At 61.6% G+C, this 21,906-nt stretch carries 24 protein-coding genes and 3 pseudogenes; 16 read left to right on the top strand and 11 right to left on the bottom strand.

Going from position 1 to position 21,906, the window contains the following annotated elements; genetic code table 11:
• The first annotated feature begins 8 nt into the window (after positions 1–8).
• Together WJ12_RS16490 and WJ12_RS16485 are read left to right on the top strand one after the other, a co-directional pair.
• Positions 9–746, top strand: coding sequence for a TenA family transcriptional regulator (locus WJ12_RS16490; RefSeq protein ID WP_034190071.1), 738 nt, complete (start codon positions 9–11; stop codon positions 744–746).
• Between the two features lie 117 nt (positions 747–863).
• Positions 864–1,610 (top strand): response regulator transcription factor, encoded by a 747-nt coding sequence (locus WJ12_RS16485; RefSeq protein WP_034190072.1) that lies wholly within the window; start codon positions 864–866, stop codon positions 1,608–1,610.
• A 233-nt stretch (positions 1,611–1,843) separates the two neighbouring features.
• Here the strand turns inward: WJ12_RS16485 and atpC are convergent, their stop codons facing one another.
• A complete protein-coding gene (gene atpC, locus WJ12_RS16480) occupies positions 1,844–2,284 on the bottom strand; it encodes an ATP synthase F1 subunit epsilon (protein ID WP_059561048.1) in 441 nt (146 codons plus the stop codon).
• 9 nt (positions 2,285–2,293) lie between these two features.
• A complete protein-coding gene (atpG, locus tag WJ12_RS16475) occupies positions 2,294–3,163 on the bottom strand; it encodes an ATP synthase F1 subunit gamma (RefSeq protein WP_059561356.1) in 870 nt (289 codons plus the stop codon).
• A 147-nt stretch (positions 3,164–3,310) separates the two neighbouring features.
• Here atpG and WJ12_RS16470 point away from each other — a divergent pair, with 147 nt between their 5' ends.
• From WJ12_RS16470 to WJ12_RS16440, 7 genes are all read left to right on the top strand, one after another.
• Positions 3,311–4,270: a phosphate acetyltransferase gene (locus tag WJ12_RS16470; protein WP_059561045.1), complete on the top strand. Its 960-nt coding sequence runs from the start codon at positions 3,311–3,313 to the stop codon at positions 4,268–4,270.
• 10 nt (positions 4,271–4,280) lie between these two features.
• Positions 4,281–5,501 (top strand): acetate/propionate family kinase, encoded by a 1,221-nt coding sequence (locus WJ12_RS16465; protein ID WP_034190102.1) that lies wholly within the window; start codon positions 4,281–4,283, stop codon positions 5,499–5,501.
• Complete coding sequence (locus WJ12_RS16460) at positions 5,498–6,619, top strand: alpha/beta fold hydrolase (RefSeq protein ID WP_059561043.1); 1,122 nt, start codon at positions 5,498–5,500, stop codon at positions 6,617–6,619. The genes WJ12_RS16465 and WJ12_RS16460 overlap by 4 nt, the downstream gene beginning before the upstream one ends.
• A 16-nt stretch (positions 6,620–6,635) precedes the next feature.
• Positions 6,636–7,397: an enoyl-ACP reductase FabI gene (fabI, locus tag WJ12_RS16455; protein WP_034190077.1), complete on the top strand. Its 762-nt coding sequence runs from the start codon at positions 6,636–6,638 to the stop codon at positions 7,395–7,397.
• A 453-nt stretch (positions 7,398–7,850) separates the two neighbouring features.
• A complete protein-coding gene (locus tag WJ12_RS16450) occupies positions 7,851–8,117 on the top strand; it encodes an ogr/Delta-like zinc finger family protein (protein WP_059561041.1) in 267 nt (88 codons plus the stop codon).
• Positions 8,114–8,320 (top strand): Ogr/Delta-like zinc finger protein, encoded by a 207-nt coding sequence (locus tag WJ12_RS16445; protein ID WP_059561353.1) that lies wholly within the window; start codon positions 8,114–8,116, stop codon positions 8,318–8,320. Before WJ12_RS16450 ends, WJ12_RS16445 begins: the two co-directional genes overlap by 4 nt.
• Positions 8,321–8,408: 88 nt before the next feature.
• Positions 8,409–9,062 (top strand): AAA family ATPase, encoded by a 654-nt coding sequence (locus WJ12_RS16440; protein ID WP_059561038.1) that lies wholly within the window; start codon positions 8,409–8,411, stop codon positions 9,060–9,062.
• Between the two features lie 66 nt (positions 9,063–9,128).
• Here WJ12_RS16440 and WJ12_RS36620 read toward each other — a convergent pair whose 3' ends face one another.
• Together WJ12_RS36620 and WJ12_RS35920 are read right to left on the bottom strand one after the other, a co-directional pair.
• Positions 9,129–9,275: a hypothetical protein gene (locus WJ12_RS36620; RefSeq protein WP_197423890.1), complete on the bottom strand. Its 147-nt coding sequence runs from the start codon at positions 9,273–9,275 to the stop codon at positions 9,129–9,131.
• 197 nt (positions 9,276–9,472) lie between these two features.
• Positions 9,473–10,291: a short-chain dehydrogenase gene (locus tag WJ12_RS35920; protein WP_156444820.1), complete on the bottom strand. Its 819-nt coding sequence runs from the start codon at positions 10,289–10,291 to the stop codon at positions 9,473–9,475.
• 604 nt (positions 10,292–10,895) lie between these two features.
• On the opposite strand from WJ12_RS35920, the gene WJ12_RS35915 reads away from it, so the two are divergent.
• On the top strand, positions 10,896–12,158 hold the full coding sequence (locus WJ12_RS35915; RefSeq protein WP_156444819.1) for a PIN domain-containing protein: 1,263 nt from the start codon (positions 10,896–10,898) through the stop codon (positions 12,156–12,158).
• Between the two features lie 97 nt (positions 12,159–12,255).
• Here the strand turns inward: WJ12_RS35915 and WJ12_RS16430 are convergent, their stop codons facing one another.
• Both WJ12_RS16430 and WJ12_RS16425 read right to left on the bottom strand, forming a co-directional pair.
• A complete protein-coding gene (locus WJ12_RS16430; RefSeq protein ID WP_059561035.1) occupies positions 12,256–13,293 on the bottom strand; it encodes a phage portal protein in 1,038 nt (345 codons plus the stop codon).
• A pseudogene (locus WJ12_RS16425) lies at positions 13,290–15,062 on the bottom strand (terminase ATPase subunit family protein). The gene WJ12_RS16430 and the pseudogene WJ12_RS16425 overlap by 4 nt, the downstream one beginning before the upstream one ends.
• Before the next feature lie 102 nt (positions 15,063–15,164).
• Between WJ12_RS16425 and WJ12_RS16420 the strand changes: the two are divergent.
• From WJ12_RS16420 to WJ12_RS35910, 4 genes and pseudogenes are all read left to right on the top strand, one after another.
• Entirely contained in the window at positions 15,165–16,145 is a 981-nt protein-coding gene (locus WJ12_RS16420; protein WP_226103830.1) for a GPO family capsid scaffolding protein, read from the top strand.
• Positions 16,085–16,558: pseudogene (locus tag WJ12_RS16415) on the top strand (phage tail protein); the annotation flags it as partial. The gene WJ12_RS16420 and the pseudogene WJ12_RS16415, both read left to right, overlap by 61 nt.
• Positions 16,555–17,622, top strand: coding sequence for a phage late control D family protein (locus tag WJ12_RS16410; RefSeq protein WP_059561029.1), 1,068 nt, complete (start codon positions 16,555–16,557; stop codon positions 17,620–17,622). The pseudogene WJ12_RS16415 and the gene WJ12_RS16410, both read left to right, overlap by 4 nt.
• Positions 17,623–17,691: 69 nt before the next feature.
• Positions 17,692–18,339, top strand: coding sequence for a hypothetical protein (locus WJ12_RS35910; RefSeq protein ID WP_156444818.1), 648 nt, complete (start codon positions 17,692–17,694; stop codon positions 18,337–18,339).
• 124 nt (positions 18,340–18,463) lie between these two features.
• Here the strand turns inward: WJ12_RS35910 and WJ12_RS16405 are convergent, their stop codons facing one another.
• The 3 genes from WJ12_RS16405 to WJ12_RS16395 all read right to left on the bottom strand — a co-directional run bounded on the left by WJ12_RS16405 (position 18,464) and on the right by WJ12_RS16395 (position 19,806).
• Positions 18,464–18,721 carry a hypothetical protein gene (locus tag WJ12_RS16405; protein ID WP_156810497.1) on the bottom strand — a complete coding sequence of 86 codons (258 nt, stop codon included), beginning with the start codon at positions 18,719–18,721 and terminating at the stop codon, positions 18,464–18,466.
• A gap of 132 nt (positions 18,722–18,853) precedes the next feature.
• A complete protein-coding gene (locus WJ12_RS16400; RefSeq protein ID WP_059561025.1) occupies positions 18,854–19,204 on the bottom strand; it encodes a hypothetical protein in 351 nt (116 codons plus the stop codon).
• Between the two features lie 56 nt (positions 19,205–19,260).
• A complete protein-coding gene (locus WJ12_RS16395; RefSeq protein ID WP_059561022.1) occupies positions 19,261–19,806 on the bottom strand; it encodes a hypothetical protein in 546 nt (181 codons plus the stop codon).
• Between the two features lie 231 nt (positions 19,807–20,037).
• Here WJ12_RS16395 and WJ12_RS34890 point away from each other — a divergent pair.
• Positions 20,038–20,193 (top strand): annotated as a pseudogene (locus tag WJ12_RS34890) (helix-turn-helix domain-containing protein); the annotation flags it as partial.
• A gap of 202 nt (positions 20,194–20,395) precedes the next feature.
• Here the strand turns inward: WJ12_RS34890 and WJ12_RS16385 are convergent.
• Together WJ12_RS16385 and WJ12_RS16380 are read right to left on the bottom strand one after the other, a co-directional pair.
• Positions 20,396–20,794 (bottom strand): PIN domain-containing protein, encoded by a 399-nt coding sequence (locus WJ12_RS16385; protein ID WP_034192154.1) that lies wholly within the window; start codon positions 20,792–20,794, stop codon positions 20,396–20,398.
• Complete coding sequence (locus WJ12_RS16380) at positions 20,791–21,036, bottom strand: AbrB/MazE/SpoVT family DNA-binding domain-containing protein (protein ID WP_034192153.1); 246 nt, start codon at positions 21,034–21,036, stop codon at positions 20,791–20,793. The genes WJ12_RS16385 and WJ12_RS16380 overlap by 4 nt, the downstream gene beginning before the upstream one ends.
• A 346-nt stretch (positions 21,037–21,382) precedes the next feature.
• Here WJ12_RS16380 and WJ12_RS16375 point away from each other — a divergent pair, with 346 nt between their 5' ends.
• Positions 21,383–21,844 (top strand): hypothetical protein, encoded by a 462-nt coding sequence (locus WJ12_RS16375; protein WP_059561017.1) that lies wholly within the window; start codon positions 21,383–21,385, stop codon positions 21,842–21,844.
• Positions 21,845–21,906 lie beyond the last annotated feature (62 nt).

The raw sequence follows: 21,906 nt of genomic DNA, 5'->3' as shown, positions 1-21,906 counted from the left end.
ACGAACGCATGAGTGCTCCATTTGAACTGACCGGCGACCTGATGGACCTGACGAGCTATCCGGCATGGCTGCGCGACGTGGTCGGCGCGACCGACGAGTTGAAGGCCCGTGTCCGAGCGCATCCGGTGTTCGCGGCGATGAGCGGCGGGACGCTGCGCGCGTCGCAACTGCGCGCGTTCTTCGTCACCGGCTGGGCGGTGGTCAGCCAGTTTCCGGAATACATGGCGATGAACCTGGTGAAGACCGCGGCCTATCGGTCGCGCGGCGACGAGAAGGCGCGACGCTATCTGATCCGCAATATCCGCGTCGAGCAGAACCACGTCGATCACTGGGCCAACTGGGCTGCGGAATCGGGCGTGACGATCGACATGCTGCTGCACGGCGATGCGCCGCTGGACGGATTCGCGCTGAGCCACTGGTGCTGGAAAAGCAGCAGCGCCGACGCGCTCGCGCCGAGCATCGCCGCGACCAACTACGCGATCGAAGGCGTGACCGGCGAGTGGAGCGCGTTGCTGTGCGCATCGCCGTATGAACGGCAGTTCGACCCGGCCGTGCGGCATCGCGCGATGCGCTGGCTCAAACTGCATGCCGACTACGACGACCGGCATCCGTGGGAAGCGCTCGATATCGTCGCGACGCTCCTCGGCCAGTCGCCCGCGGCCCGCGACGTGCGGGACGTCGAGGCGTCGATCCGCAAGAGCCTGAGCTATTTACTGACGAGTCTCGATTGCTGCATGCATGTGTAGTTGGCTGCGCCGCACGTTCGCGGGTTCGTGCAGGCCGCGCCCGGCCGTTCCGGCCGGAAGGCGGGCCGGCGTGACGTCGCGATACGCCGTGCGGGCCGTCGTGCTGGACGATTTTCCATGGCCACCCACGTTCTTGTCGTAGAGCCCGATCCGCGCATGGGCGACCGGATCCGCGCGCTCCTGCGCGGCTGCCAGATCGCCACGTCGGCGCTCGACGACGCGTCGCGGCTGCTGGCGCACGTGACGGCCACGCCGCCCACCCTGATCGTGATGCGGGTCGAACGGCCGGCCACGACGTTCTACATGGCGCTCGGTGCGCTGCGGCGCGCCGGTCACGACATGCCGGTGATCGTGATCAGCCGCGACGCGCAGGTGCTCGACAAGGTCGTTGCGCTCGAAATCGGCGCGGACGACTATCTGGTGGAGCCGTTCGACCCGATGGAACTGATCGCACGCGTGCGCAGCGCGATGCGCCGCTACGCGCCGAACCGTCCCGTGTCGGTGCGCGCGCCGGTGAATCCCGAATCGTACGCATTCGGCGACATCGAGGTGAATTTCGTCACGCGGCGCGCCACCCGCGCGGGACAGGACCTCGGGCTGCGTGCCAGCGAATTCGCGTTGCTCGCGCTGTTCATCTCGCAGCCGATGCGCGTCCTGTCGCGCGCGGAGATTCTCGCGCTGCTGGGGCTGAGCGTGGCCGGGCGCTCCGAGCGCGGGCTCGACGTGCTGATCTTCCGGCTGCGCAACCTGGTCGAGCAGGCGGTCGGCGATTATCGCTACATTCGCACCGTGCGCGGGAAGGGCTACATTTTCGTGCCGCTCGGCAGGCTGGCAGACGAAGCGGATGCGTTGCCGCACGCGTGAGCCGGGCGGCGGCCGTTCCGGGCCGGGATTCGGCGGAAATCGACACCCCTGCGAACGGCGTTTTCGCGCTGCGTCTTCATGCAGACCCGCTCGGGCTGTTCGGGCTGCTCCAACGTCGAGGAAGGGCGGGGAGACTTTCGCGGACCAAGGTCCAAAACAAAAATAATGGTGGGCGATGGAAAAATCCCATCCAATTGCGATGCCATGCTTCTCACTACTGCCGTCAGGTCAACTCACTCCCGCGATGCGGGTTGCCGCAGTGCCAGCGCGAAGAAGCGCCGGATCTCATCCATCAATTCCGTGCGGGCCGACGCGAAATCGAACGCGCGCCGGTTTTCGTGCTCGTAGCGCTGGCGCCAGTCGTCGGCCGCATGCCGCGCTTCGCGTGCGCGCAGATCGTCGAGTTCGGGCGTGCGCAATGCGTGATCGGCGATCAGCGTCACGCCGTCGCGGCTGACCTCCAGCACACCGCCCGCGACGAGGAGACGGCGATGCTCGCCGGTCGGCGCATCGACGAGCATCACGACGCCCGGCCGGATCCGCGTGAGCAGCGGCGCGTGATGCGGATAGATCCCCAGTTCTCCGCTTTCCCCCGGAACGACGACGAAATGCGCGTCGCCGGCATACAGCACCGCTTCCACGCTCACGATGTCGAGCCTCATCGACGTCTTCATGCGACTCCTTCAGACCGCCGCCGCGCCGGCGACGATTTCGCACAGCTCGGTGGTGATCTGCGCCTGTCGCGTCTTCTGATACAGGTGCCTCAGTTCGCGCAACACGCGGTCGGCGTTGTCAGTCGCGGTCTGCATGCTGAACATCCGCGCGCATTGCTCGCACGCGTAGTTCTCGACGACAGCCTGATAGAGCATCGCCTCGACGTAGCGCAGCAGCAACGTGTCGACGACGGGTTTGGGCGCGGGCTCGTACAGATAATCGGACGCGGCCGCGCCGTCGGTCGGCGCGCTGGTGTCGAGCCCCGCGATCGGCAGCATCGCATCGATGCGCGGTTCGTACGCGAGCGGGCTCGTCAGCCGGTTGTACGCGACGTGCACTTCGTCGAGCTCGCCGTTGACGAACGCGGTCAGCGGCACGAGCAGCGCTCCGAGCAACTGCTCGAAGTGCGGCTCGGCGGCCAGGCCGCTCGCGCGCGCCGTGATGGTCGCGCCGTGGCGCAGCAGCGGCGCGATGCCGCGCGCGCCGATCACGCTCAGTTCGCATGCGACGCCGGCCCGGTCCCAGCGTTCGAGCGCATCCACGCATTCGACCAGCAGCCGCGCATTGAGCGGGCCGCAGAGCCCGCGATCGGTGCTGACGACGATCAGGCCGACGCGGCGCACGGTATCGCGTCGCGCCATCAGCGCCGATACGTAGTCGGGACGGTCGCGCAGCACGCGTTCCGCCATCGCGCCGATGCGCGCCGCGTACGGGCGGAACTCACGCGCGCGTCGCTGCGCGCTCGCCATCTTGGTGCGCGCCATCATTTCCATCGCCTTGGTGATCTTGCGCGTGGACGAGGTACTGGCGATCTTCGAGCGGATTTCGCGTATGTGCATGTCAGGGAGGGGCGTCGCGGCCATCCGGATGTCATCGTGCGGCTTCATGCTATCGGGACTTCACCTGAAACGATTGACTGAAATCAAACGACGTCGCCCGGTCCCGCACCAGAATCCGTTCACGTGATCCTTGCAAAGGGGCAGTCGATGACCGAGTTGCGCACGCATCAGAAATACGAAGCGCTGATTGCGCGTTGCCGCGCGTTACGCCCGGTGACGGTCGCGGTCGCGCATCCTTGCGACGAGGTATCGCTGCATGCGGCGGCCGCGGCCGCTCGGGCCGGTATCGTCGTGCCGGTCCTGGTCGGCCCGGTGGCGCGCATCACGATGCTCGCCGCGACGCTCGGTGTCGACCTGTCCGGCTATCGGCTCGTGGATGCGCCGCACAGTCATGCGTCGGCGGCACGCGCCGTCGAACTGGTGCGCGAGGGCGACGCTCAGGCGCTGATGAAGGGCAGCCTGCACACCGACGAGTTGCTGGCGGAGGTGGTGCGCGCCGATACGGGGTTGCGCACCGGGCGGCGCCTGAGCCACGTGTTCATCATGGACGTGCCGACTTACCACAAGCCGCTGTTCATCACCGACGCGGCCGTCAATATCCGTCCGACGCTCGAGCAGAAGGCCGACATCGCGCAGAACGCGATCGATCTCGCGCACGCGCTCGGCATCGCCCGGCCGAAGGTGGCGATCCTGTCGGCGGTCGAGACGGTCAGCTCGAAGCTGCCGTCGACGCTCGACGCGGCCGCGCTGTGCAAGATGGCCGAGCGCGGCCAGATCACCGGCGCGCTGCTCGACGGGCCCCTCGCGTTCGACAACGCGATCAGCCCGGAGGCCGCGCGCCTCAAGCATCTCGGTTCCGAGGTCGCGGGCGATGCGGACATCCTCGTCGCGCCCGACCTCGAGGCCGGCAACATGCTCGCGAAGGAGTTGACGTTCCTGGCGAATGCCGATGCGGCCGGCATCGTGCTCGGCGCGCGCGTGCCGGTGATCCTGACGAGTCGCGCCGACAGCGAACGCACGCGCCTGGCGAGCTGCGCGGTCGCGGCGCTCGTCGCGGCAGCGGCGGCGCCCGTGGCCACGCCGGCGGTTGCGGCCGGCACGCACTGACGGCGCCGCGATGCGACATCCCGTCCTGGTGCTCAACGCCGGCTCGTCGAGCCTCAAGTTCTCGGTCTACGACACGCACGAGGATCGCTCGCTCGATGCGGGCCTGCACGGGCAGGTCGAGAACCTGCATGGCACACCGCATCTGTTCGTGGCCGATGCGCACGGCGAGGTGCTCGCCGACAGCGCCGTCGCGCGACCGGGGCATCAAGGCGCGATCGAGGCGCTGCACACGTGGTTCGCCGCTCACGTCGGGCGAGAGGCCGCGTTCGACGGCGTCGGGCACCGGGTCGTGCATGGTGGTCCGTATTTCACCGCGCCGGTGCGGATCGATGCGCGCGTGCTCGATGCGATCGCGTCGCTTTCGCCGCTCGCGCCGCTGCACCAGCCGCATCACGTCGACGCGATCCGCGCGGTTGCCGCCGTGGCGCCGAACCTGCCGCAGGTCGCGTGTTTCGACACCGCGTTCCATGCGACGGTACCGGCGCTTGAACGGGAGTTCGCGCTGCCGCGCGCGCTGACCGAGCAGGGCATCGTGCGCTACGGGTTTCACGGGCTGTCGTACGAGTACATCGCGACGGCGCTCGCGGCCCTCGATCCGTCGTGGGGGCGGCAACGGACGGTCGTCGCGCACCTCGGCAACGGCGCGAGCCTGTGTGCGCTCGCGAACGGCCGCAGCGTCGCGACGACGATGGGGTTCACGGCCGTCGACGGACTGCCGATGGGCACGCGCACGGGCGCGCTGGACCCGGGCGTGATCCTGTACCTGCAGCGTCACGCCGGCCGGTCGCTCGACGAGGTCGAGCATCTGATCTATGCCGAATCGGGCTTGCTCGGCGTGTCCGGCGTGTCGAGCGACATGCGCACGCTGCTCGCGAGCGACGCGCCGTCGGCCGCGCATGCGGTCGAGCTGTTCGCCTATCGCGCGGCCCGCGAACTCGCCGCGCTGGCCGGCGTGCTCGGTGGCCTCGACGCGCTCGTGTTCACGGCAGGCATCGGCGAGCACGCGCCGCGCGTGCGTGAACGGATCTGCAGCCGCGCGGCGTGGCTCGGCATCGTGCTCGACGACGCGGCGAACGCCGCCGGCCTGCCGGTGATTTCGAGCGACGCGTCGCGCGTGACGGTGCGCGTGATCCCGACCGACGAGAACCTGATGATCGCGCGGCACACGCGCCGCGTGCTGGACGACGCAATCCCTTCCACGCCGTATCCGACCTCGCGAGACCTCCGATGACAGCACGCGACACGTCTTCCCCTGCCGTCAGCGCCCCCGCGCTGCCGATTTTCTGGCCGATGGCCGCCGCCACGGCGATGTTTGCGGCCGGCTCCGAGATCACGGCGCGCAATCTCCGCTTCCTCTCGGAAGAGGAGAAGCTCCATTTCGAAGCGCATCCGGCGCTGGCATCCGCGAACCGGCCGTTGCTGGAGCTGCGGACGATGACGTTCCGCGATTATTCGGCCGCGCCGGCACATGGGCTGCCGACGATCGTCGATGCGCCGTACGCGGGGCACAGCGCGATGATCGCCGACTACCAGCCGGGGCAGAGCCTGATGCAGACGCTGCGCGAGCACGGCGTGACGCGTCTGTACCTGACCGACTGGCGCTCGGCCACCGAGGACATGAAGGACCTCGAGATCGACCAGTATCTGGCCGAGCTGAACGTGTGCGTCGACGAACTCGGCGGCCGCGTGAATCTCGTCGGCCTGTGTCAGGGCGGCTGGATGTCCGCGATGTACGCGGCGCGTTTCCCGCACAAGGTCGCGAGCCTCGTGCTGGCAGGCTCGCCGATCGACACCGACGCGGGCGACGGCCCGATCAAGCGGATGGCGCACACGTATCCGACGTCGTTCTACGAGGAACTCGTCGCGATGGGCGGCGGGCTGATGCGCGGACGCTTCATGCTGCGCGGCTGGAAGAACATGCATCCCGACCAGCACTATCTCGCCGAGCACGTCGACCTGTACGAGCATCTCGACGATCCCGAATACCTGCGCAAGCGCGAGGTGTTCGCGAACTGGTACGAAAGCCCGATCGACCTGCCGGGACGCTGGTACCTGCAGGCGATCGGGCAGATCTTCAAGGAGAACCGGCTCGCGAAGGGCTCGTTCGTCGCCCTCGGGCGCACGCTCGACCTGAAGGACATCGCATGCCCGGCCTATCTGCTCGCCGGCGAGGCCGACGACATCACAACGCCGGAGCAGGTGTTCGGCGCGCGCGATCTGCTCGGAACGCCTGCGTCGAGGATCGAGAGCCGGCTCGTGCCGGGCGGCCATATCGGCCTGTTCATGGGGACGCGCACGCTGAAGACGGTGTGGCCCGACATCGCGCGATGGATCGCGGCGCAACGCTAGGCCGGCGGGGGGCGACATGACATTGCGACACAAGCGGGGGCTCGTCGTCGGCATCGCGAACGAGCGGAGCATCGCGTGGGGATGCGCGCGCGCGTTTTGCCGGGCGGGCGCCACGCTCGCGGTGACCTGGCAGTCGGACAAGACCTTGCCGCACGTCGAGCCGCTGTTCGCGCAACTCGACGCGCCGATCCGGATGCCGCTCGACGTCGGGCGGCCGGACCAGATGGCGGCGGTGTTCGACGCGCTTGCGGCGCAATGGGGCGCGATCGACTTCGTGCTGCATTCGGTCGCGTTTGCGCCGAAGGCCGATCTGCAGGGCCGCGTGGTCGACAGTTCGCCGGAAGGGTTCGCGCTCGCGATGGATACCTCGTGCCACTCGTTCATCCGGATGGCGAGGCTGGCCGAGCCGTTGATGACGCGCGGCGGGAGCCTGATGGCGATGAGCTATCTCGGCGCGGAGCAGGTCGTCGCGAACTACGGGGTGATGGGGCCGGTCAAGGCCGCGCTCGAGGCGAGCGTGCGGTACCTGGCGGCCGAACTCGGCGGCGCGGGCATTCGCGTCAACGCGATTTCGCCGGGCGTGCTGCCGACGCGCGCGGCGTCGGGCCTGCCGGACTTCGGCCGGCTGCTTGACGACACCGCGCGCCGGGCACCGCTGCATCACGCGCTCGACATCGACGACGTCGGTGCGTTCTGCGCGTTTCTTGCCAGCGACGGCGCACGGGCGATCACGGGCGGCACGCACTATGTCGATTCCGGTATGCACATGCTCGGTTAGGCTTCCGCATGCATATGAGGCGATCGTCGATCGAGATCCTACCTCGAAGAGCAGATCCGCTCCGCCGTGCTCAAGATGCTGGCCGAGGCGGGCGACAGCGCGCCGGCTAGCAGTACCGTAACCGACTGAATCGCCCAGAAAATGCCGGTTAGCGCGGAAGAAAGATAAAAGATCGAGGGCTCGCGAACAGGCCGATTGCGTGCAACCCCAATAGCGGCAAGGGCCGGCTGCAGGCAACTCGGCACCCTGAAGTCGCCACATTTCGCATGAAAAGGACGCATATCCCACCCGCGTCATCAAGGGCCAAACCAACGAACAAACGCTCGGGTTGCAACAAATTGCACCGGATAGCCGATACGGGCGCCCGCGCAGCGCGCGGCAGTGGAAACAGCGTCAGCGGGGACGTGAGCGACGCGAAACGGGGTCAACGGAACCTGTAGAGCGAGGAAAACCATGTCACGAATGACCATCGATTGCCCGTGCTGCGGCGACGAGATCGAAGCACGCCATACGGAAGGCATGTCCGCGACGATGCGGCGCCTCTACTTCGTGTGCGACGCGTGCGAATTTCGGTCGCCGGCCGGGCTCGAGATTCTGTATTCGCTATCGCCGGCCTCGTGCCCGCGCGCCGACGTGGCGCTCGACGTGCGGCCGTCGACACGCCTGCACGGTTACGTCGATTCGCGCACGTCGCTCGGCCTGATGGAGTGCGCGCGATGAGGTTCACGATTGCCTGTCCGCATTGCGGCGCGCGCGGCATCGCGCGATCGCTGGAACAGAAAGACCCCCTTGTGTGGGAAATCGACTACCAGTGCGACAACGTCGTGTGCGGGCATACCTACCGCGCACGGCTCGAAATGACGCCCGCCGAACCGCCGCAACCGCGGACACGAGCGGGCGGACAGATGCGGCTCGACGTATAGCGGCCGCGCAATGAGGCGGTATCGACGCGATACCGGGGTGATATCGCGTCGATATCGACTAGATATCGTTTCTATATAGGGGTGAGCAATGATTGTTGTCGTGGGAAATCCGAAAGGCGGCGTCGGCAAATCGACGATCGCGGTACAGCTCGCAACCGGCATTTCGGTCGCCGGCGCGCGTGTGTGGCTCGTCGACGGCGATCGCCAGCAGTCGAGCGCGTCGGCGATGGCTGCACGCGCATACGGGCAGCGGCCTGCGATCGCGGCGGCGGCCTACGATGACGGGGCAAAACTGCATGCGGAGCTGGCGAAGCATGCCGGGCAGTTCGATCATGTTGTCGTCGACGCCGGCGGCCGTGATTCGAGCGCGTTTCGCGCGGCCATGATGGCCGCCGACGTGGTGCTCGTGCCGGTCATGCCGCGCTCGTTCGACGTGTGGGCGCTCGACGACATGGCAAAGCTGCTCGACGAAGCGCGCAAGGTGCGCTCGCTGCGCGCGTGCACGTTCCTGAATTGCGCGGACGTGCAGGGCGCGGACAACCGCGACGCCGAGTCGGTGATCGCCAGCTATGAAAGCCTGGAACTGCTGCCGTACCGAATCCACCGCCGCAAGGCGTTCGCGAACGCGAGCGCGGCCGGCCTGCACGTCGAGGAAATGCCGCGCCGTGATCCGGTCGCGTGTGCGGAAATCGAGCGTCTGCAAGACGCCGTGTTCGGCGTGGTGCAGGCGGCCGCCCGCTAACGGATACCGTGTCGATATCGAACGGATATCGACACGGTATCGAAACGATATCTATTAGAGAGGGGTTCAAATGACTATTTCGAGAAAGCCGGCCGTCCGTGACGACGCGGCGATCGGAGCTTTCATCGCCGGTGCGCCCGATGCGCGCGCCGACACGCCAGCAACGCCGAGCAACAAGCCGGCCGCGCGGCGGCCCAAGGTCAAAATCAGCATCGATATCGATCCTGAATTGCTCGCCCGTGTCGATCAGGTCGCGAAGGCGACGGGTGTGTCGCGGAATGCTGCGCTTGCGCTAGGCGCGTCGTGGCTGATCGACGATTTCGAAGCACGTTCCGCGCGACGCGGCGGGTAAATTCCGGCGCGTGGGCCGGCACACTCGGTCGACGCGCCATTTGATCACCCATCCTATATCAAGTTTTTTTTAGAGCTGCGGAGAGTGACGCTATGGTTTTGCTGGCATGAGAAATTTTCTTTTCCCGCTCCTTCTTTTCCAGCATTTCATCGAGTATCAGCTCGATACCGACTTTCACGGCGGGAAACGCTGAAAGGCACTCCTCATCGGAAAGAGTGTGAACTCCGACGCTCATTATTCCATAAATATTTCTATTTTCAACAAGGAATTCTGGTAGCTCGTCTTTGAGTAAGCGAATTTTTTCGTCCATGCGTGCATTTCGAAAAGCGTCTTCATCCCAATTTGCTTGCTGGGAAGCAACGCCTTTCGCGGCATTTATAAGGTTTTCGAAAACTCGCCTCAGGTAAACAAATGCACCAGCTCCTACTCCATGCGACGCTAGACCAACGCCGCGCGCCAGTTCGCGAAACTGATCTTTGCCAAGTAAAGCTCGATATTTATGTAAATCTGGCGTATCCAAATCCGCCATCGAAGGATATTGGCCAATTTTCTCCAATTGACCTTGATGCGATCTAAATATAAAAATGATTTGATGAGAGAAATCTCTCGAGCATCCAAAAGATAGATTAAAAGTATAGTTTGACAAATGATGGTGCTGGGCGTATTTTATATCGCCCAATCGATGAAAAACAGAGTGGCGACCGCATATTTCGCAGTAACAATCTAACGTACCTTTGTAATGCTCAAGCCTAAAAAACGGATTTGGTTCAGTATCGTCAAATGCAAATTTTTTGTACGGCGGGACTGACAGACAGAATGCTTCGGGCGTCGGCAAACCGTCGTCAGGATCATTTTCGTCGATCTCTGCGTCGCTCATGGCATGTTTCCGCGTTGGCGTGTTGTGCGTTAAAGGTTGTATTCAGAGGAGGCGTTGGCAAATGTACCGCAAGCCGCGTGAGCACACCACTTGTCGCTGACACCTCAGTGGCTCGGCCATGTTAAAGTAGTTTTGTCGATTTTTTGCAGCAAACCGCATCATTTTTCCATCATATGAAATCAGCGGAGCCCCGCGCCGGCGGGCGCATACGCGGTTGGCGCCCGGTGCATCAAAAACGACCCATTTAGGGAGGCGGGCAGGCGGGGAGGGGACTGCTTTTTTCGGGACATGGATCGGGGGCTCGAACACCAGCCTTGGTGCAAACACGGGCCGGCCGATCGATTTTCGCCCCTCTGTCCGGCTTGCAGGGGCAAGGCAATGCCCACGGCAAGACGCTGCATCTCGCGGCGCTAGCAGCCTGCAATCACATGCCTAAGGTGAGGACCGCGATTACAGTATTCGATATCATGTGATGTTACGGAGCGAGTACTAAGGGCTCAACGGCTAATAAACCCGAAGCATCGGTACAGTCTTTTGTTGAACTGCGGTAGGATCGTCGATAGTTGATGTGCGCAAGTCGTGATTGAAACGAGAGGGATGGGGTATGAAGGACGTATTTACGGGACACTATCGCCCCGAACAAAAAGAAATTGACCGAATGTGGGCAGACGGAACGTTCGTTTTCGATGCCAATGCGCTACTGAATCTGTATAGATATACCGATGACACGCGAGAAACCTTTATCCAAACATTGGAGGCATTGCGAGATCGAGTTTGGATTCCGTACCAAGTGGGTTTGGAATTTTTTCAAAATAGAGCGCAAGTAATGAGTACGGCCGTATTGGGCTATGCGAAACTTCGCGAAGAGCTTGGTAGGGCACGAGCAGATTTGGGGAAGACTCTGAATGGTTTTCGCCGCCATCCCGGGATTGATGTCGATGATATTGCGAATATATTGGACAATACATTCGAAAAATTGAATTCGGAGCTGGAATCCAAGGAGAATAAGCATCCGGATTGGATATCTGGGCGAGATCCAGTATTGGAGCGATTAACTGAGATATTCGCCAGTAAGGTGGGTGAGCGACCTGAGCCAGCGCAATACAAGAAGCTTATCGATGAGGCAAAGAACCGTTTCGATAATTCTAAGCCGCCGGGTTTGCGTGATAAGGAAAAGGGTGGGGTTCAGCAGTATGGCGACGCTATTCTCTGGCTCGAAATTTTGCAACGAACGTCGAATCTAAAATCGGCAGTTATCTTCGTTACTGATGATGTCAAAGATGACTGGTGGCAACGTGTCGGCGGGAAAACCATCGGTCCACTTCCGGAGCTGAGGCAAGAACTGTGGGATGCTGCGAAAGCACCTCTGCATATGTATCAATGCGACCAGTTTCTGAAATACGCGTCAAAGTTTCTGGATCGAAAGATGCCAGAGTCTTCGATCGAAGAAGCGAAGGAGGTTCGGGACGAATTGCAGCGTGAGACGAATGCGACACATAAATGGATGATTTCCGATTCCGGGAAATATGATTTCTCGGAAAATGGCGAGGCGGTTCGGGTTAAGGACGGAGTATGGCAAATGACCTTTGAGGATCAATATAGCTCAGAGCGTCCCGTGCTCGTATCCGATTATCGCGGTCCGACGTTGGCGGCACAAGTAAATAACCTACTCGAGCAAAGAAGTAGCCTCAGCAAATCATATATAGAGCTTTCGGAAAAAGATCGACATTCGGAATTCGGTCTTGAGGTGCGCAGAGCAATTTCCTATCTCGATAATTTAATTAACATAAAAACTTCGTTTATTAAGCCCGGCTCTGAAATGTGGAATATAGTTTTTGGATCTGACGCTGATTCAAAGAAGCATTAAATTGAGCGTGACATAAAGGTGGCCGGGCGTTAGTCGCCCGGCCTGATAGCACGGCCCGATATGTCAGATTTGCTTTATATTTTTAGGTCAATGCTGGTCACGCCGCGTTGATACTATAGAGAGTGAATCGCACAATCTCATCTCCCGCCCACTCGTTGAACGCAGTGAACTGAGCCTGCAGCGGCTCGATTTCATTACGGCCGAACACGCGAGCCGCCGTGTCGGCGGCACCAAACCCGCCCGTGTTGCTCGGCACGATACCGAGCAATTGCGGCGGCACGCGATGTGCGGCGAGCAAGTCGTCGCGTGTGATGTTCTTGATGTTGAAGAACTCGTCTTTCGCGGCCACTTCCGACACGGGAATTAACTGCATCCCGTCCTTGTTCCCGCCCGGTGCGTAGTAGAACAGGTTTCGGAAATTGCCCGGCCCCTTCGCGCTCTTCAGCGCGTCGCGCAGCGCGTCGATATCGTGCTGCTCGGCCTTGTCATCAGTCAGGTACAGGATGAAGCCGGCATGGCTACCGTTCTCGTAGTAGCGTCGTCGGAACAGCGTCGACGACTCGTTCAGCATTGCCGCGTGCAGATAACCGAGATATTCCGGCACGCCGTAAATCTCCTGATTCACGTCGGCTTCGATCAGGTGGTGAACGGAGCCAGGGTCGAATTCATGCACGGCCTGCCAGCCGTTCGTTTGCACGTAGGTTTGCAGGTCGACGCGGCGCCGCATGTACTTCGCCGGCGGCGGCTCGTATCGCATGACGCCTCCCATGCGGTTTCGCACGGGCGCCTGATACCCGTTGCCGAAAATCAGCCAGTCGAGCGCCCATCGCCGAAACGATTCGCGGCTCATCAGTGGATGCGGGATGAACGTCGACGCGAGCACGTTCCGTTTGAAGTAGATCGCGGACGCGTGATGCGTGCCGGATCGGAAAATCTTCGACAGGCCCGCGAAGCTCACGGGCGGCTCATACCATCCGTTGATCGTCACAAGCTCGGCGTAGTCCAGCAGTTCGGCCCGGCTCATGATCGGCATGGGATCGCCGAACGTGAATGCGGTCGACTGCGCCGGCCGCGACGCGTCGGCCGCGCTCGGTGCATTGTTCGCGTGCTGCGCGTGCGTCGTGTGTTTCTTCATGAGTAAATCTCCACCTTTCCTTTTTTGCGTGCCGCAGTGCCTTCTAACGGCTCGTTAGAAATCGCGTGCAGGACGGCCCATGCAAGATCAGCATGGCCGGTTTCCTCGCTGCGTGATGCCTCGTATGTGACGTTGCGCCCGCTCGGCGTCACGGTCTTTTTGATCGCCATGAACGCGGCGGCCATATCGGTCCATCCGGCGTCGAATTGCAGTCGTGCATTACCGACGACGGACAGCCCCTTGAGCACGAGCCGGCCCTTTACCTCGGGCGAATAGTTGAACGCGACGACGCGCGGATAGAACTGCTTCACGAGCTGATACACGCCTTGCCCGATGCCCGTTGTGTCGATCGCCATATAGTCGACGCGGTATCGGTCAGTGATTTTCTTGATGCACTCGGCTTGCGCCTCGAAATCCATGCCGCGCCACTGGTGCTTTTCCAGCACGCGGAACGGGCCGCCGTCGACGATCGGCGGCGCAACGACGACGCAGCCCGCGCTATCGCCAGACAGCGCCGGGTCATAGCCGACCCAGACAGGTTGGTAGCCGAACGGCCGAGAGGGGGCCGTCAGGGGCTTAAAGTCCTCCCATAGCTCCCATGAGTCGACCATGCAGCGCTGTAGGTTCACGAGCGTGAAGATTGACGCCGTGTCGTCGATGAACTGGCACATCAACAGATTGGCGTATTCCTCGGCGCTGTACTCGTGCCGCAATTCCTCAAGGTCGAACAGCGTGCAGCCGGCGCGCGCGGCATCCTCGACGGTGACAATCTGGCGCCACTGCCGATCCTCGCAGAGCCGGCCGCGCGACAGTGCCTTGTGCGTGACCTCGAAGTGGATGTGATCGGCCTTGGCGCGGCCGCGATTGATGTGCGCACCGTTCCAGAATGGGAACGCTTCATGCCCGATGCTCGACGGTGTCGAGAAGTACGTCTTGCGCCATTGCTTATGCATGGCCATGCCGGACGCGACCTTGTTCAGTTCCTTGAACCGCGGAACCCAAAAATACTCGTCGAAATAGAAGTTGCCGTGATAGCTCTGCGCGGTGCGCGCATTCGTGCCGAGAAAGTAGAGAATGGCCTCGTTCGGCAGCACGATCGGATCGCCGGTCAATTCAACGTCGGCCGCCTCGCGCGCAAACTGCGTGATGTACTAGCGGAATACGTGCGCCTGTGCGCGACTGGCCGACAGAAAAATCTGATTGCGGCCAGTGTCGATCGCGTCGGCCAGTGCTTCGCGCGCGAAGTACCACGTAGCGCCGATCTGCCGCGATTTGAGAATGTTGCGCGTGCGCTGATGGCCGTTGCGGAACCAAACTTTCTGGTAGTCGAACAGCGAATCGCGAAACGCTTCGAGCAACCGGTCGCGCTGCTCGTCGCTGAACTCGTTTTTCGCCGGTTTGCGCTTCGGCGCCTCGTTGCGAGCGGCGATGTTCGGGTTCAAGTCGCCTTCTTTGCCAGTCTCGCCATATCGCCGAATGCGCGCGACGCGTTCGAGCTGGCGCCCTAACAGGTCAATCTCTTTGTAGTCGCCCCCGTCCTTCTGATCTTTCGCGATCAGTGCGTTCATGCGCATTTCGATCGTCGATTCGATGGTATCGATCGGGTTGGCCTTGGCCCAACCGTCGCGCTGTTTCCGCGCCTCGACCGTGGCGCGCTTGATACCCATGTGGCGCGCGATCGACGACACGCGCCAACCCTGGAAAAACAGGGCGCGCGCGGACTTACGCGGGTCGATTTCGATGATTGGATTGTCGGCGGTATTGAGCATGCCGAAAGCGTAACTGTCGTTCGCGCGCGCGCATGGCCGGCGTTTGTATACAGGAACACGACAGGGGCGAATCGTTGAGCGTCGACCGGCAAACCGCGAAGATTGGCATCAAGCAAATCGTTCAACCAAACACCTGCCGGAGTACATACGATGTTCAAACGTAAGTTGTCGCTTCTCGCGATTGCCGTCGGCTCGATGGCCTCGCTTTTCGCGATCGACGCGCATGCAGCAGCGACGGCGGTCGGCGCAGGCATCCAACATGCCGACGTGCTCGGCGGCCTCGGTGCGGCCGGCGCCGCAGCGTTCGGCATCGGTTCGGTGGCAGGTGCAGGCGGCACGCATGCGACGACGAAATGGTTTCGTGTCGCCGTCGAAGGCGCAACGACCGACGGTCGCACCATCGAGCGCGAATGGATTCAGCAGATGGCCGCGCAGTATGACCCCGCACTGTACGGCGCCCGCATGAATTGCGAGCACGTCCGTGGCTACGCGCCCATGTCGGCGAATCAGCCGTTCGGCGCGTATGGCGACGTTACCGCGCTCAAGTCCGAAGAAATCGCCGACGGCCCGCTGAAAGGCAAACTCGCGTTGTACGCGCAACTGAAGCCGACGCAGGCGCTCATCGACATGGTGAACGCGAAACAGAAGGTCTACACGTCGGTCGAAATCGACTTCTCGTTCGCCGACACGAAACAAGCGTATCTCGTCGGCCTCGCCGTGACGGACAGCCCCGCGAGCCTCGGGACCGAAATTCTGACGTTCGCGGCCGGACGTGGTGCGGAAAACCCGTTCAACAGCCGCAAGCAGCGCCCCGAAAATCTGTTCTCGGCGGCCGAAGAAACGGTGATCGAATTCGAAGCCGCGCAGGCGCCCGGCGTCGGTCTCGCGATGTTCAAGCGCGTCGGCGAAATCCTCGGCTTCGTCAAAGAAAAGGGCGTGAACGACGACAAGCGCTTCGCCGACATGGCGCAGGCAGTCGAAGCGGTCGCGACGTTCTCGAAGGATCAGTCGACGCGGGCGAAGCGTACGCGCTCGTCGACGAGTCGGGAACGATCTACGGCGCATACGTCATCGAGAGCCTGAACGAGACGGCGACGTATCACACGCCGGCCGGTATCGCGAAGAAAATCGAGTTCAACCTGACGTTGAAGCGCGTGACCGATGAAACGCTCGCGGCAACACAAGGCGATGGCAGTGAGTCGGGAAACGCGGCGAAAGAGATGTTGAACGACGTGCGTCAGGTCGTGAAGGTCGCGACGACAGTCGTCGACAACGTCAAGAACCTGTCGATCAATTCGATCAAGTCTGCCGCGATCGGCGTCATCGGCAACATGGCGCCTCAGGCGGCGGCCGCCGCCGTCAAGGGCTTGTCGACCGCGACCGGGCTTGAGCTGGATGCGGCGATCAAGGCGGCACGCCAGATTTCGACGATGAACGGCGATTCGATCGGGAGTGTCGTGCAGTTCGTGCTTGGAAAGGTGTCGGGGGACGCATGACGGAAGTAGCAACGCAGCCCGCGCGCAAGCAGCCCCAGGCCGACTATCGCATCACGCTCGACGGTCGCGATATCTCGCGCATGTTCGCGCCGAACCTCATCAGCCTCACACTATCTGAGTCCCGCGCGGAAGAACCCGACATGCTCGACCTCGTCTTGGACGATACGAAAGGCACGTTCGCGATTCCCAAGCGTGGCGCCGCGATCAAGCTGTCGATTGGATGGGTCGGCGAGTCGCTGATCGACAAAGGGGCATTCACGGTCGACGAGATCGAGCACAGCGGGGCGCCGGACATTCTGACGATCCGCGCGAAGTCGGCTTCAATGACGAACAAGATGCACGAGCGGCGCGAGAAAAGTTGGCATGGCGTGACGATCGCCGACATCGTCGGGACGATCGCCGCGCGGCACTCGCTCAAGGCGAAGGTAGAGGCGAAGATCGGACGTATCCGGATCGCGCACATCGACCAGACGCACGAGAGCGACATGTCATTTCTTACGCGACTGGCGAAGCGTTACGACGCGGTGATGAACGTCAAGGATTCGAACTTGCTGTTCATGCCGATCGGCTCGGGAAAGACCGTGAGTGGGAAGGCGCTCGCCGTGCTGAACCTGACTCGCGCCTCGGGCGATCAACATCGGTATCACATCGCCGAGCGCGAAAGCTATCAGGCAGTGCGTGCGCACTACCATTCGAACACGAAGGGCAAGCGGAAATCTGTCGTCGTTGGAGGCGAGAACAACAAGAATGTAAAGGTGCTGCCCGAAGACTACGCGACCGAAGCGGAAGCGCGCGCGGCGGCGCAAGCGGAGTTGACGCGCGTGAAGCGCAGTCAAGCGACCATGTCGTACACACTCGCGTTCGGCCGCGCCGACCTGTTTCCCGAAATGCCCGTGACCGTGGCCGGCTTCAAACCGGATATCGACGAAACGCCGTGGCTCGTGAAGCAGGTCACGCATACGATTTCCGACGACGCCGGTTTCACGTCGGCGCTTCAACTGGAGGTGCGCGACGATCCGACGACGGATCGGCATCGATCGCATTTCCGGAAGCGGGGGCGATAGTTCCTGCTGAGGTTAGCCGTGAATCGAGGGTAATATCACGCGCAACGACATGCACACTGGGGCACGATTATGTTGGCGACTGTTCAGAATATTCTCACTGCTTTGGGTGGTGTTACGGCCGTGCTTCTTCTAATCGCGGCTGCTTGCTGGAAGCTTATTGATTCAGGACTAACAACTTGGCTTACAAAGCGTGTTTCGAGGGGGTTGGAGCGCGACGCAGAGCGTTACAAGCATGAACTTTCACGAGATATGGAATCGTATAAAAACGAACTTGCTCGCGCGCAAGGCGTTGAGAAGATACGTGTTGAAATGCGGAAGGCTGTGGCCGAAAAGCTTTTCGATAGGAGATTGAATGCGTATCACGAACTCTATGTCGCGATTTCAGAGATTCCATCATATATTTTGGCGGGAGCTATGCAGCCTGTCGAAAATCGACCATTGCAAGGACAGGCCTACGGTCGCGTGCAAGAGTTCGTAAACACATTGACGCCTCATCAGCTTTATTTACCTAATGATTTCAAGCAGGAATATCGGGCCTTGTTGCTGACGCTCCTAGATTTGTTTGCTGGAAGTCGTTGGAATACTAGGCCGGAACTTAGACATGAAGATGCGGTGGTGGCAGAAATTAACGTAATGGTTGGGGCTCTCAGTTCTAAGCTTGACAGCTACTATAAGTTGCTACCGGACGATCTCGCAAATGCAATCGCAAATGCGTAAACAATAGGGTCAGGAAAAAGCCGCGCTATGCGGGCTCTTTTGTCTAATGATTCGGATCGACCGGCGGCTGCAACAACCATGAGTAAATGCGCCCGACGCGGTCGGCGTCATCAGCAGCCGACCGTCACATGGAATGCAGGGTGACGGCACACGGGTAGGTCACGGGCGTTCCCGTGCCGTCGTTCCATCTGAATTCGGTGTTCCAGAAGCACGAGAAATAGCCGCCCGCCGGCATGATGATGCCGCGCGGATCGAAGTACAGGCGGGTGCGGACCATCGCGTGAAAATCAGCGTCGTATCGTGGGATACCCGCGTCGAACGTCATGATCGCGGCGCGTTCATTGAAAAATTCCCACACGTTCGCGTCGTCATTGTGTTTCACGGTCAGCACGAGTGCTGTATAAAAGCACAGTATTCGTGGGGCGAGGCGTTGTGTCAACGATCGACGCGGGAAGGGCGCTCAGAAATGAAAATGCCCGCTGGAGCGGGCTTCGTGGTGTGTTTTCGCTGCGGCTTACTTGGTGCTGATCGCTTCTCGATTCGTCCAGTATTCCTCGGTATCGCCTTCGCGACGAAGCTGGATCACCCCGCCAAGGATCGGCACATCGCCTAGGTAGACCGTCTGGCCGGCACGGAACAGCGTGCAATTGCCCGCCTCGACCGCACTGATCGCGGCTTTCCTGAACGCGACTTTGTCGAAAGACATGATCTTATAGAAACGATCTTTGGTATCGCAACCGAACCACGTACCGTCTTTGATGCGATAAGGCGTCGGCGCGGCCACTGACGCGGATTGGGTCACGAACGCCGAAACACAGACGACAGCAAACACGCCGCATGCGCGACGTACCCCGGAAAAGGTCATGGATTGTCCTTTTTGCGTTGTAGAAACGAAAGCCGCAGGGTAACACAATGTTACATTTAGCTTTCTCGACGATGATACGCGGGCGGGCCGACACCGGTCCAGAACGGGCCGCTGCGCCACATGCGCGGAAGCTCGAGAGCTAGGACACGCCATTGCGCGAGAACGGTCGCGAAGGTGCCTTCGCGTTTGGTTCGACGAATCTTGTCCACGACGTTCCAGCCCCGCACGTAGTGCAAAAAGCTGCGTTGGCTTGAGAGAAAATGCGACGCGTGGACGCCGACCCAAGCGAGCATTTCGTCGGGCAGCACGTCACGCGACGCGGGATCAGGTTCTATGTTGGCGACAACGTTTGCACCGGCGACCGAATCAAGGCGGTCAGTCGATTGCATGGCGACGGCCGCCGTACGGGTTGTATCGGCATCGAGCGCGCGTAGGCGCAGCAGCTCGATACGATGCCACGGGATCGGCGAGCGGCCGGCGACGTAGTTGCGAATGGTGCGCGTGCAGCAGCGGAGAATCTCAGCCGTGCGAGAAATGGACAGACCGTCCGTAAGCGCGAGAAAATCGGAAAGCGCCCCATGGCGGGGCACGGCGGTATCCATGACTGTTGCAGCGACCGAAACAATGTAAGCGTTTGTAAATATATTTACAAACAGCTACTTCAACCTGACAGAAGTGCCGGGTTCCGTTAGCAACCTCATTTAACATAATGCTGATGATCAACTTTTTGTGTGTAGCAGCTATATCCTAATGTCGTGTTCGGGGGTTTCGGCGCGTGCTGGCGGCGGTTCGAACTGCCGAAGCGCATCGTGGGCCAACCTGGACTGATCACCATGAGCATGCGGGAGCTGGATCGTCTGAAGGTCGTGGAAGCCGTGATCGAGCAGCGTCTGATGCCTTGGCGAGCCGCGGAGCAGCTCGGGATCAGTCGACGGCAGATTGAACGGCTGGTCGCCCGGTATCGGGCTGCTGGCCCGGCCGGGCTGATTTTTCCAGCGTAGGAGACTCCCAACGAACTTCGTAGCTTCCATCCATTGCGTTTACTGCCGAGGCGGCGCCAATTGCCACGCTCGCAACACTGCACGCCATGAAGAAAGCTTTTTCAGCTTGTACACCTGCTTCGGCTGCCGGCCGTGCGGAGCACTGGCTAGCGCGCCAGGCTGGTTTCCTGTTTATCGGCTTGCACGGCGATTACTTGATCAACTGCATCCCTGCGACCTTGGCGGCCCCGACATCAAAGGTAGCCGTGTACTCACAATCGGCTGCATGGCCGGAACGCTCGATCAGGCAGTCTGCGAAATCCGCCTTTGAAGATGCCGCGTACACGCGAAGTGCCTTTCGCACCGTGTCCGCACCTTCAACTGCCAGTTCCTTGGTGCCGATCATCGAGTCGATGATGTCCTTCATCTGCTCGCGCTCAACGCCGTAGCACCGCCCGAGCACCCACACAACTTCGACCAAGGCGACCTGCGAAACGTATCCCGGCCGCTCGGTCGACAGAGACTCCATCAGCGCCGTCGCCTTCCTCGACTGTACGTCGTCGTCCTGGGCGAAGTAGCGGACCAGCACGTTCGTATCCAATCCGATCATTTCGCGGATGCTCCTTGGTCCGCGATGGCTCGATTCATTTCCTCGATCGACACCGGTTTCGCGGGCTTTTTCACGATGCCCTTGAGCGACGCAAGCGACCGCGTGGCCGGATAGACCTCATACCTGCCAGTTCCCTCGTTAAAGCTGAACTCAATCCGGTCGCCGGCCTGCAAACCAAGCTGATTGCGCACGTCCACGGGAATCGTGACCTGACCCTTTGATGTGATGGTTGCTGCTGTCATGATGGTACCTCCTATATTCCTTACTTTAAGGTAAGGCGATCGCTCACGCAAGGGCAAGATCGATGCATCCACCACACTCGGTCCGACAGGTTCGGCGACCGTCGCACCTTCCCCTGGAAGCCGTTGTCCGGCCCGGGGCCGCCGGCACCCTCCCGATTCTTCCTGGAGCACGTCCATCATGAAAATTTCGTCCACCCGCAGCGGCGCCGTTTCCGAACACACGCAGGACAGCCCGGCCGGGCATCCCGCAGGAAAACCGCGGGCGCCTGCCGCATCGTTAGGATAGCTTTCCGATTTGTCAGCGATGGCTCGCCCGAAGCGGGGTGCAGGTGCAACGGGCCCCGCGATGAGTGCGGACAATGGCACCACGCCGTTTCATGCCGGCACGCAGAACGATTGCGGCCTGCATACCATCGCGTCCCTGACCGGCTGGTCCGAACCCACGGTGGTGCAGAAGCTCGGGCTGTCGGAGCAGGACGTGAACGACATCAGTGCGCACGGCATGCAGCCCGATACGGTGACCGCCGCGTTCAAGCACATCAACAACGGCAACGTCGAGCATCGCCAGGGCACCGCCGACGATCTCGTCAAGGGGCTGGCTCAATTCCCGGAAGGTCACCAGTTCGCGCTCGGCATGCAGCGCGATTCGGGCATCGGCCACCTGGTGTCCGCGAAACGTGTCGGCGACCGCCTCGATATCACCGATCGTCAAATCAACCAGACGACGTCGGTCCGCAGTGAGCAGGAGCTTCAGCAATACCTGCAGCAACAGGGCGCGTCGAAAATCCACACCTGGTACGACAAGTAAACGGGGCACCGGCAACCGGTGCCCTGCCCGATGCCGGCCGGGCATCGCCGAGCAGCGCCTCG

Origin of the sequence: Burkholderia seminalis, assembly GCF_001718535.1 — a bacterium.
Lineage (GTDB): Bacteria > Pseudomonadota > Gammaproteobacteria > Burkholderiales > Burkholderiaceae > Burkholderia > Burkholderia seminalis.
The sequence above is the reverse complement of the archived record's forward strand: the minus strand, read 5'-3'. Positions and strand labels throughout refer to the sequence as shown.

What these genes read in the sequence shown, in the direction of transcription:
- fabI (WP_034190077.1), top strand. Translation starts at nt 6,636, where the DNA reads ATGACATTGCGACACAAGCGGGGGCTCGTCGTCGGCATCGCGAACGAG.
- WJ12_RS16485 (WP_034190072.1), top strand. Translation starts at nt 864, where the DNA reads ATGGCCACCCACGTTCTTGTCGTAGAGCCCGATCCGCGCATGGGCGAC.
- WJ12_RS16395 (WP_059561022.1), bottom strand. Translation starts at nt 19,806, where the DNA reads ATGGATACCGCCGTGCCCCGCCATGGGGCGCTTTCCGATTTTCTCGCG.
- WJ12_RS36620 (WP_197423890.1), bottom strand. Translation starts at nt 9,275, where the DNA reads ATGCTGATTTTGACCTTGGGCCGCCGCGCGGCCGGCTTGTTGCTCGGC.
- WJ12_RS16470 (WP_059561045.1), top strand. Translation starts at nt 3,311, where the DNA reads ATGACCGAGTTGCGCACGCATCAGAAATACGAAGCGCTGATTGCGCGT.
- WJ12_RS16465 (WP_034190102.1), top strand. Translation starts at nt 4,281, where the DNA reads ATGCGACATCCCGTCCTGGTGCTCAACGCCGGCTCGTCGAGCCTCAAG.
- WJ12_RS16400 (WP_059561025.1), bottom strand. Translation starts at nt 19,204, where the DNA reads ATGACCTTTTCCGGGGTACGTCGCGCATGCGGCGTGTTTGCTGTCGTC.
- WJ12_RS16385 (WP_034192154.1), bottom strand. Translation starts at nt 20,794, where the DNA reads ATGATCGGATTGGATACGAACGTGCTGGTCCGCTACTTCGCCCAGGAC.
- WJ12_RS16440 (WP_059561038.1), top strand. Translation starts at nt 8,409, where the DNA reads ATGATTGTTGTCGTGGGAAATCCGAAAGGCGGCGTCGGCAAATCGACG.
- WJ12_RS16450 (WP_059561041.1), top strand. Translation starts at nt 7,851, where the DNA reads ATGTCACGAATGACCATCGATTGCCCGTGCTGCGGCGACGAGATCGAA.
- WJ12_RS16490 (WP_034190071.1), top strand. Translation starts at nt 9, where the DNA reads ATGAGTGCTCCATTTGAACTGACCGGCGACCTGATGGACCTGACGAGC.
- WJ12_RS35910 (WP_156444818.1), top strand. Translation starts at nt 17,692, where the DNA reads ATGTTGGCGACTGTTCAGAATATTCTCACTGCTTTGGGTGGTGTTACG.
- WJ12_RS16460 (WP_059561043.1), top strand. Translation starts at nt 5,498, where the DNA reads ATGACAGCACGCGACACGTCTTCCCCTGCCGTCAGCGCCCCCGCGCTG.
- atpC (WP_059561048.1), bottom strand. Translation starts at nt 2,284, where the DNA reads ATGAAGACGTCGATGAGGCTCGACATCGTGAGCGTGGAAGCGGTGCTG.
- WJ12_RS16410 (WP_059561029.1), top strand. Translation starts at nt 16,555, where the DNA reads ATGACGGAAGTAGCAACGCAGCCCGCGCGCAAGCAGCCCCAGGCCGAC.
- WJ12_RS35920 (WP_156444820.1), bottom strand. Translation starts at nt 10,291, where the DNA reads ATGAGCGACGCAGAGATCGACGAAAATGATCCTGACGACGGTTTGCCG.
- WJ12_RS16430 (WP_059561035.1), bottom strand. Translation starts at nt 13,293, where the DNA reads ATGAAGAAACACACGACGCACGCGCAGCACGCGAACAATGCACCGAGC.
- atpG (WP_059561356.1), bottom strand. Translation starts at nt 3,163, where the DNA reads ATGCACATACGCGAAATCCGCTCGAAGATCGCCAGTACCTCGTCCACG.
- WJ12_RS16445 (WP_059561353.1), top strand. Translation starts at nt 8,114, where the DNA reads ATGAGGTTCACGATTGCCTGTCCGCATTGCGGCGCGCGCGGCATCGCG.
- WJ12_RS35915 (WP_156444819.1), top strand. Translation starts at nt 10,896, where the DNA reads ATGAAGGACGTATTTACGGGACACTATCGCCCCGAACAAAAAGAAATT.
- WJ12_RS16380 (WP_034192153.1), bottom strand. Translation starts at nt 21,036, where the DNA reads ATGACAGCAGCAACCATCACATCAAAGGGTCAGGTCACGATTCCCGTG.
- WJ12_RS16375 (WP_059561017.1), top strand. Translation starts at nt 21,383, where the DNA reads ATGAGTGCGGACAATGGCACCACGCCGTTTCATGCCGGCACGCAGAAC.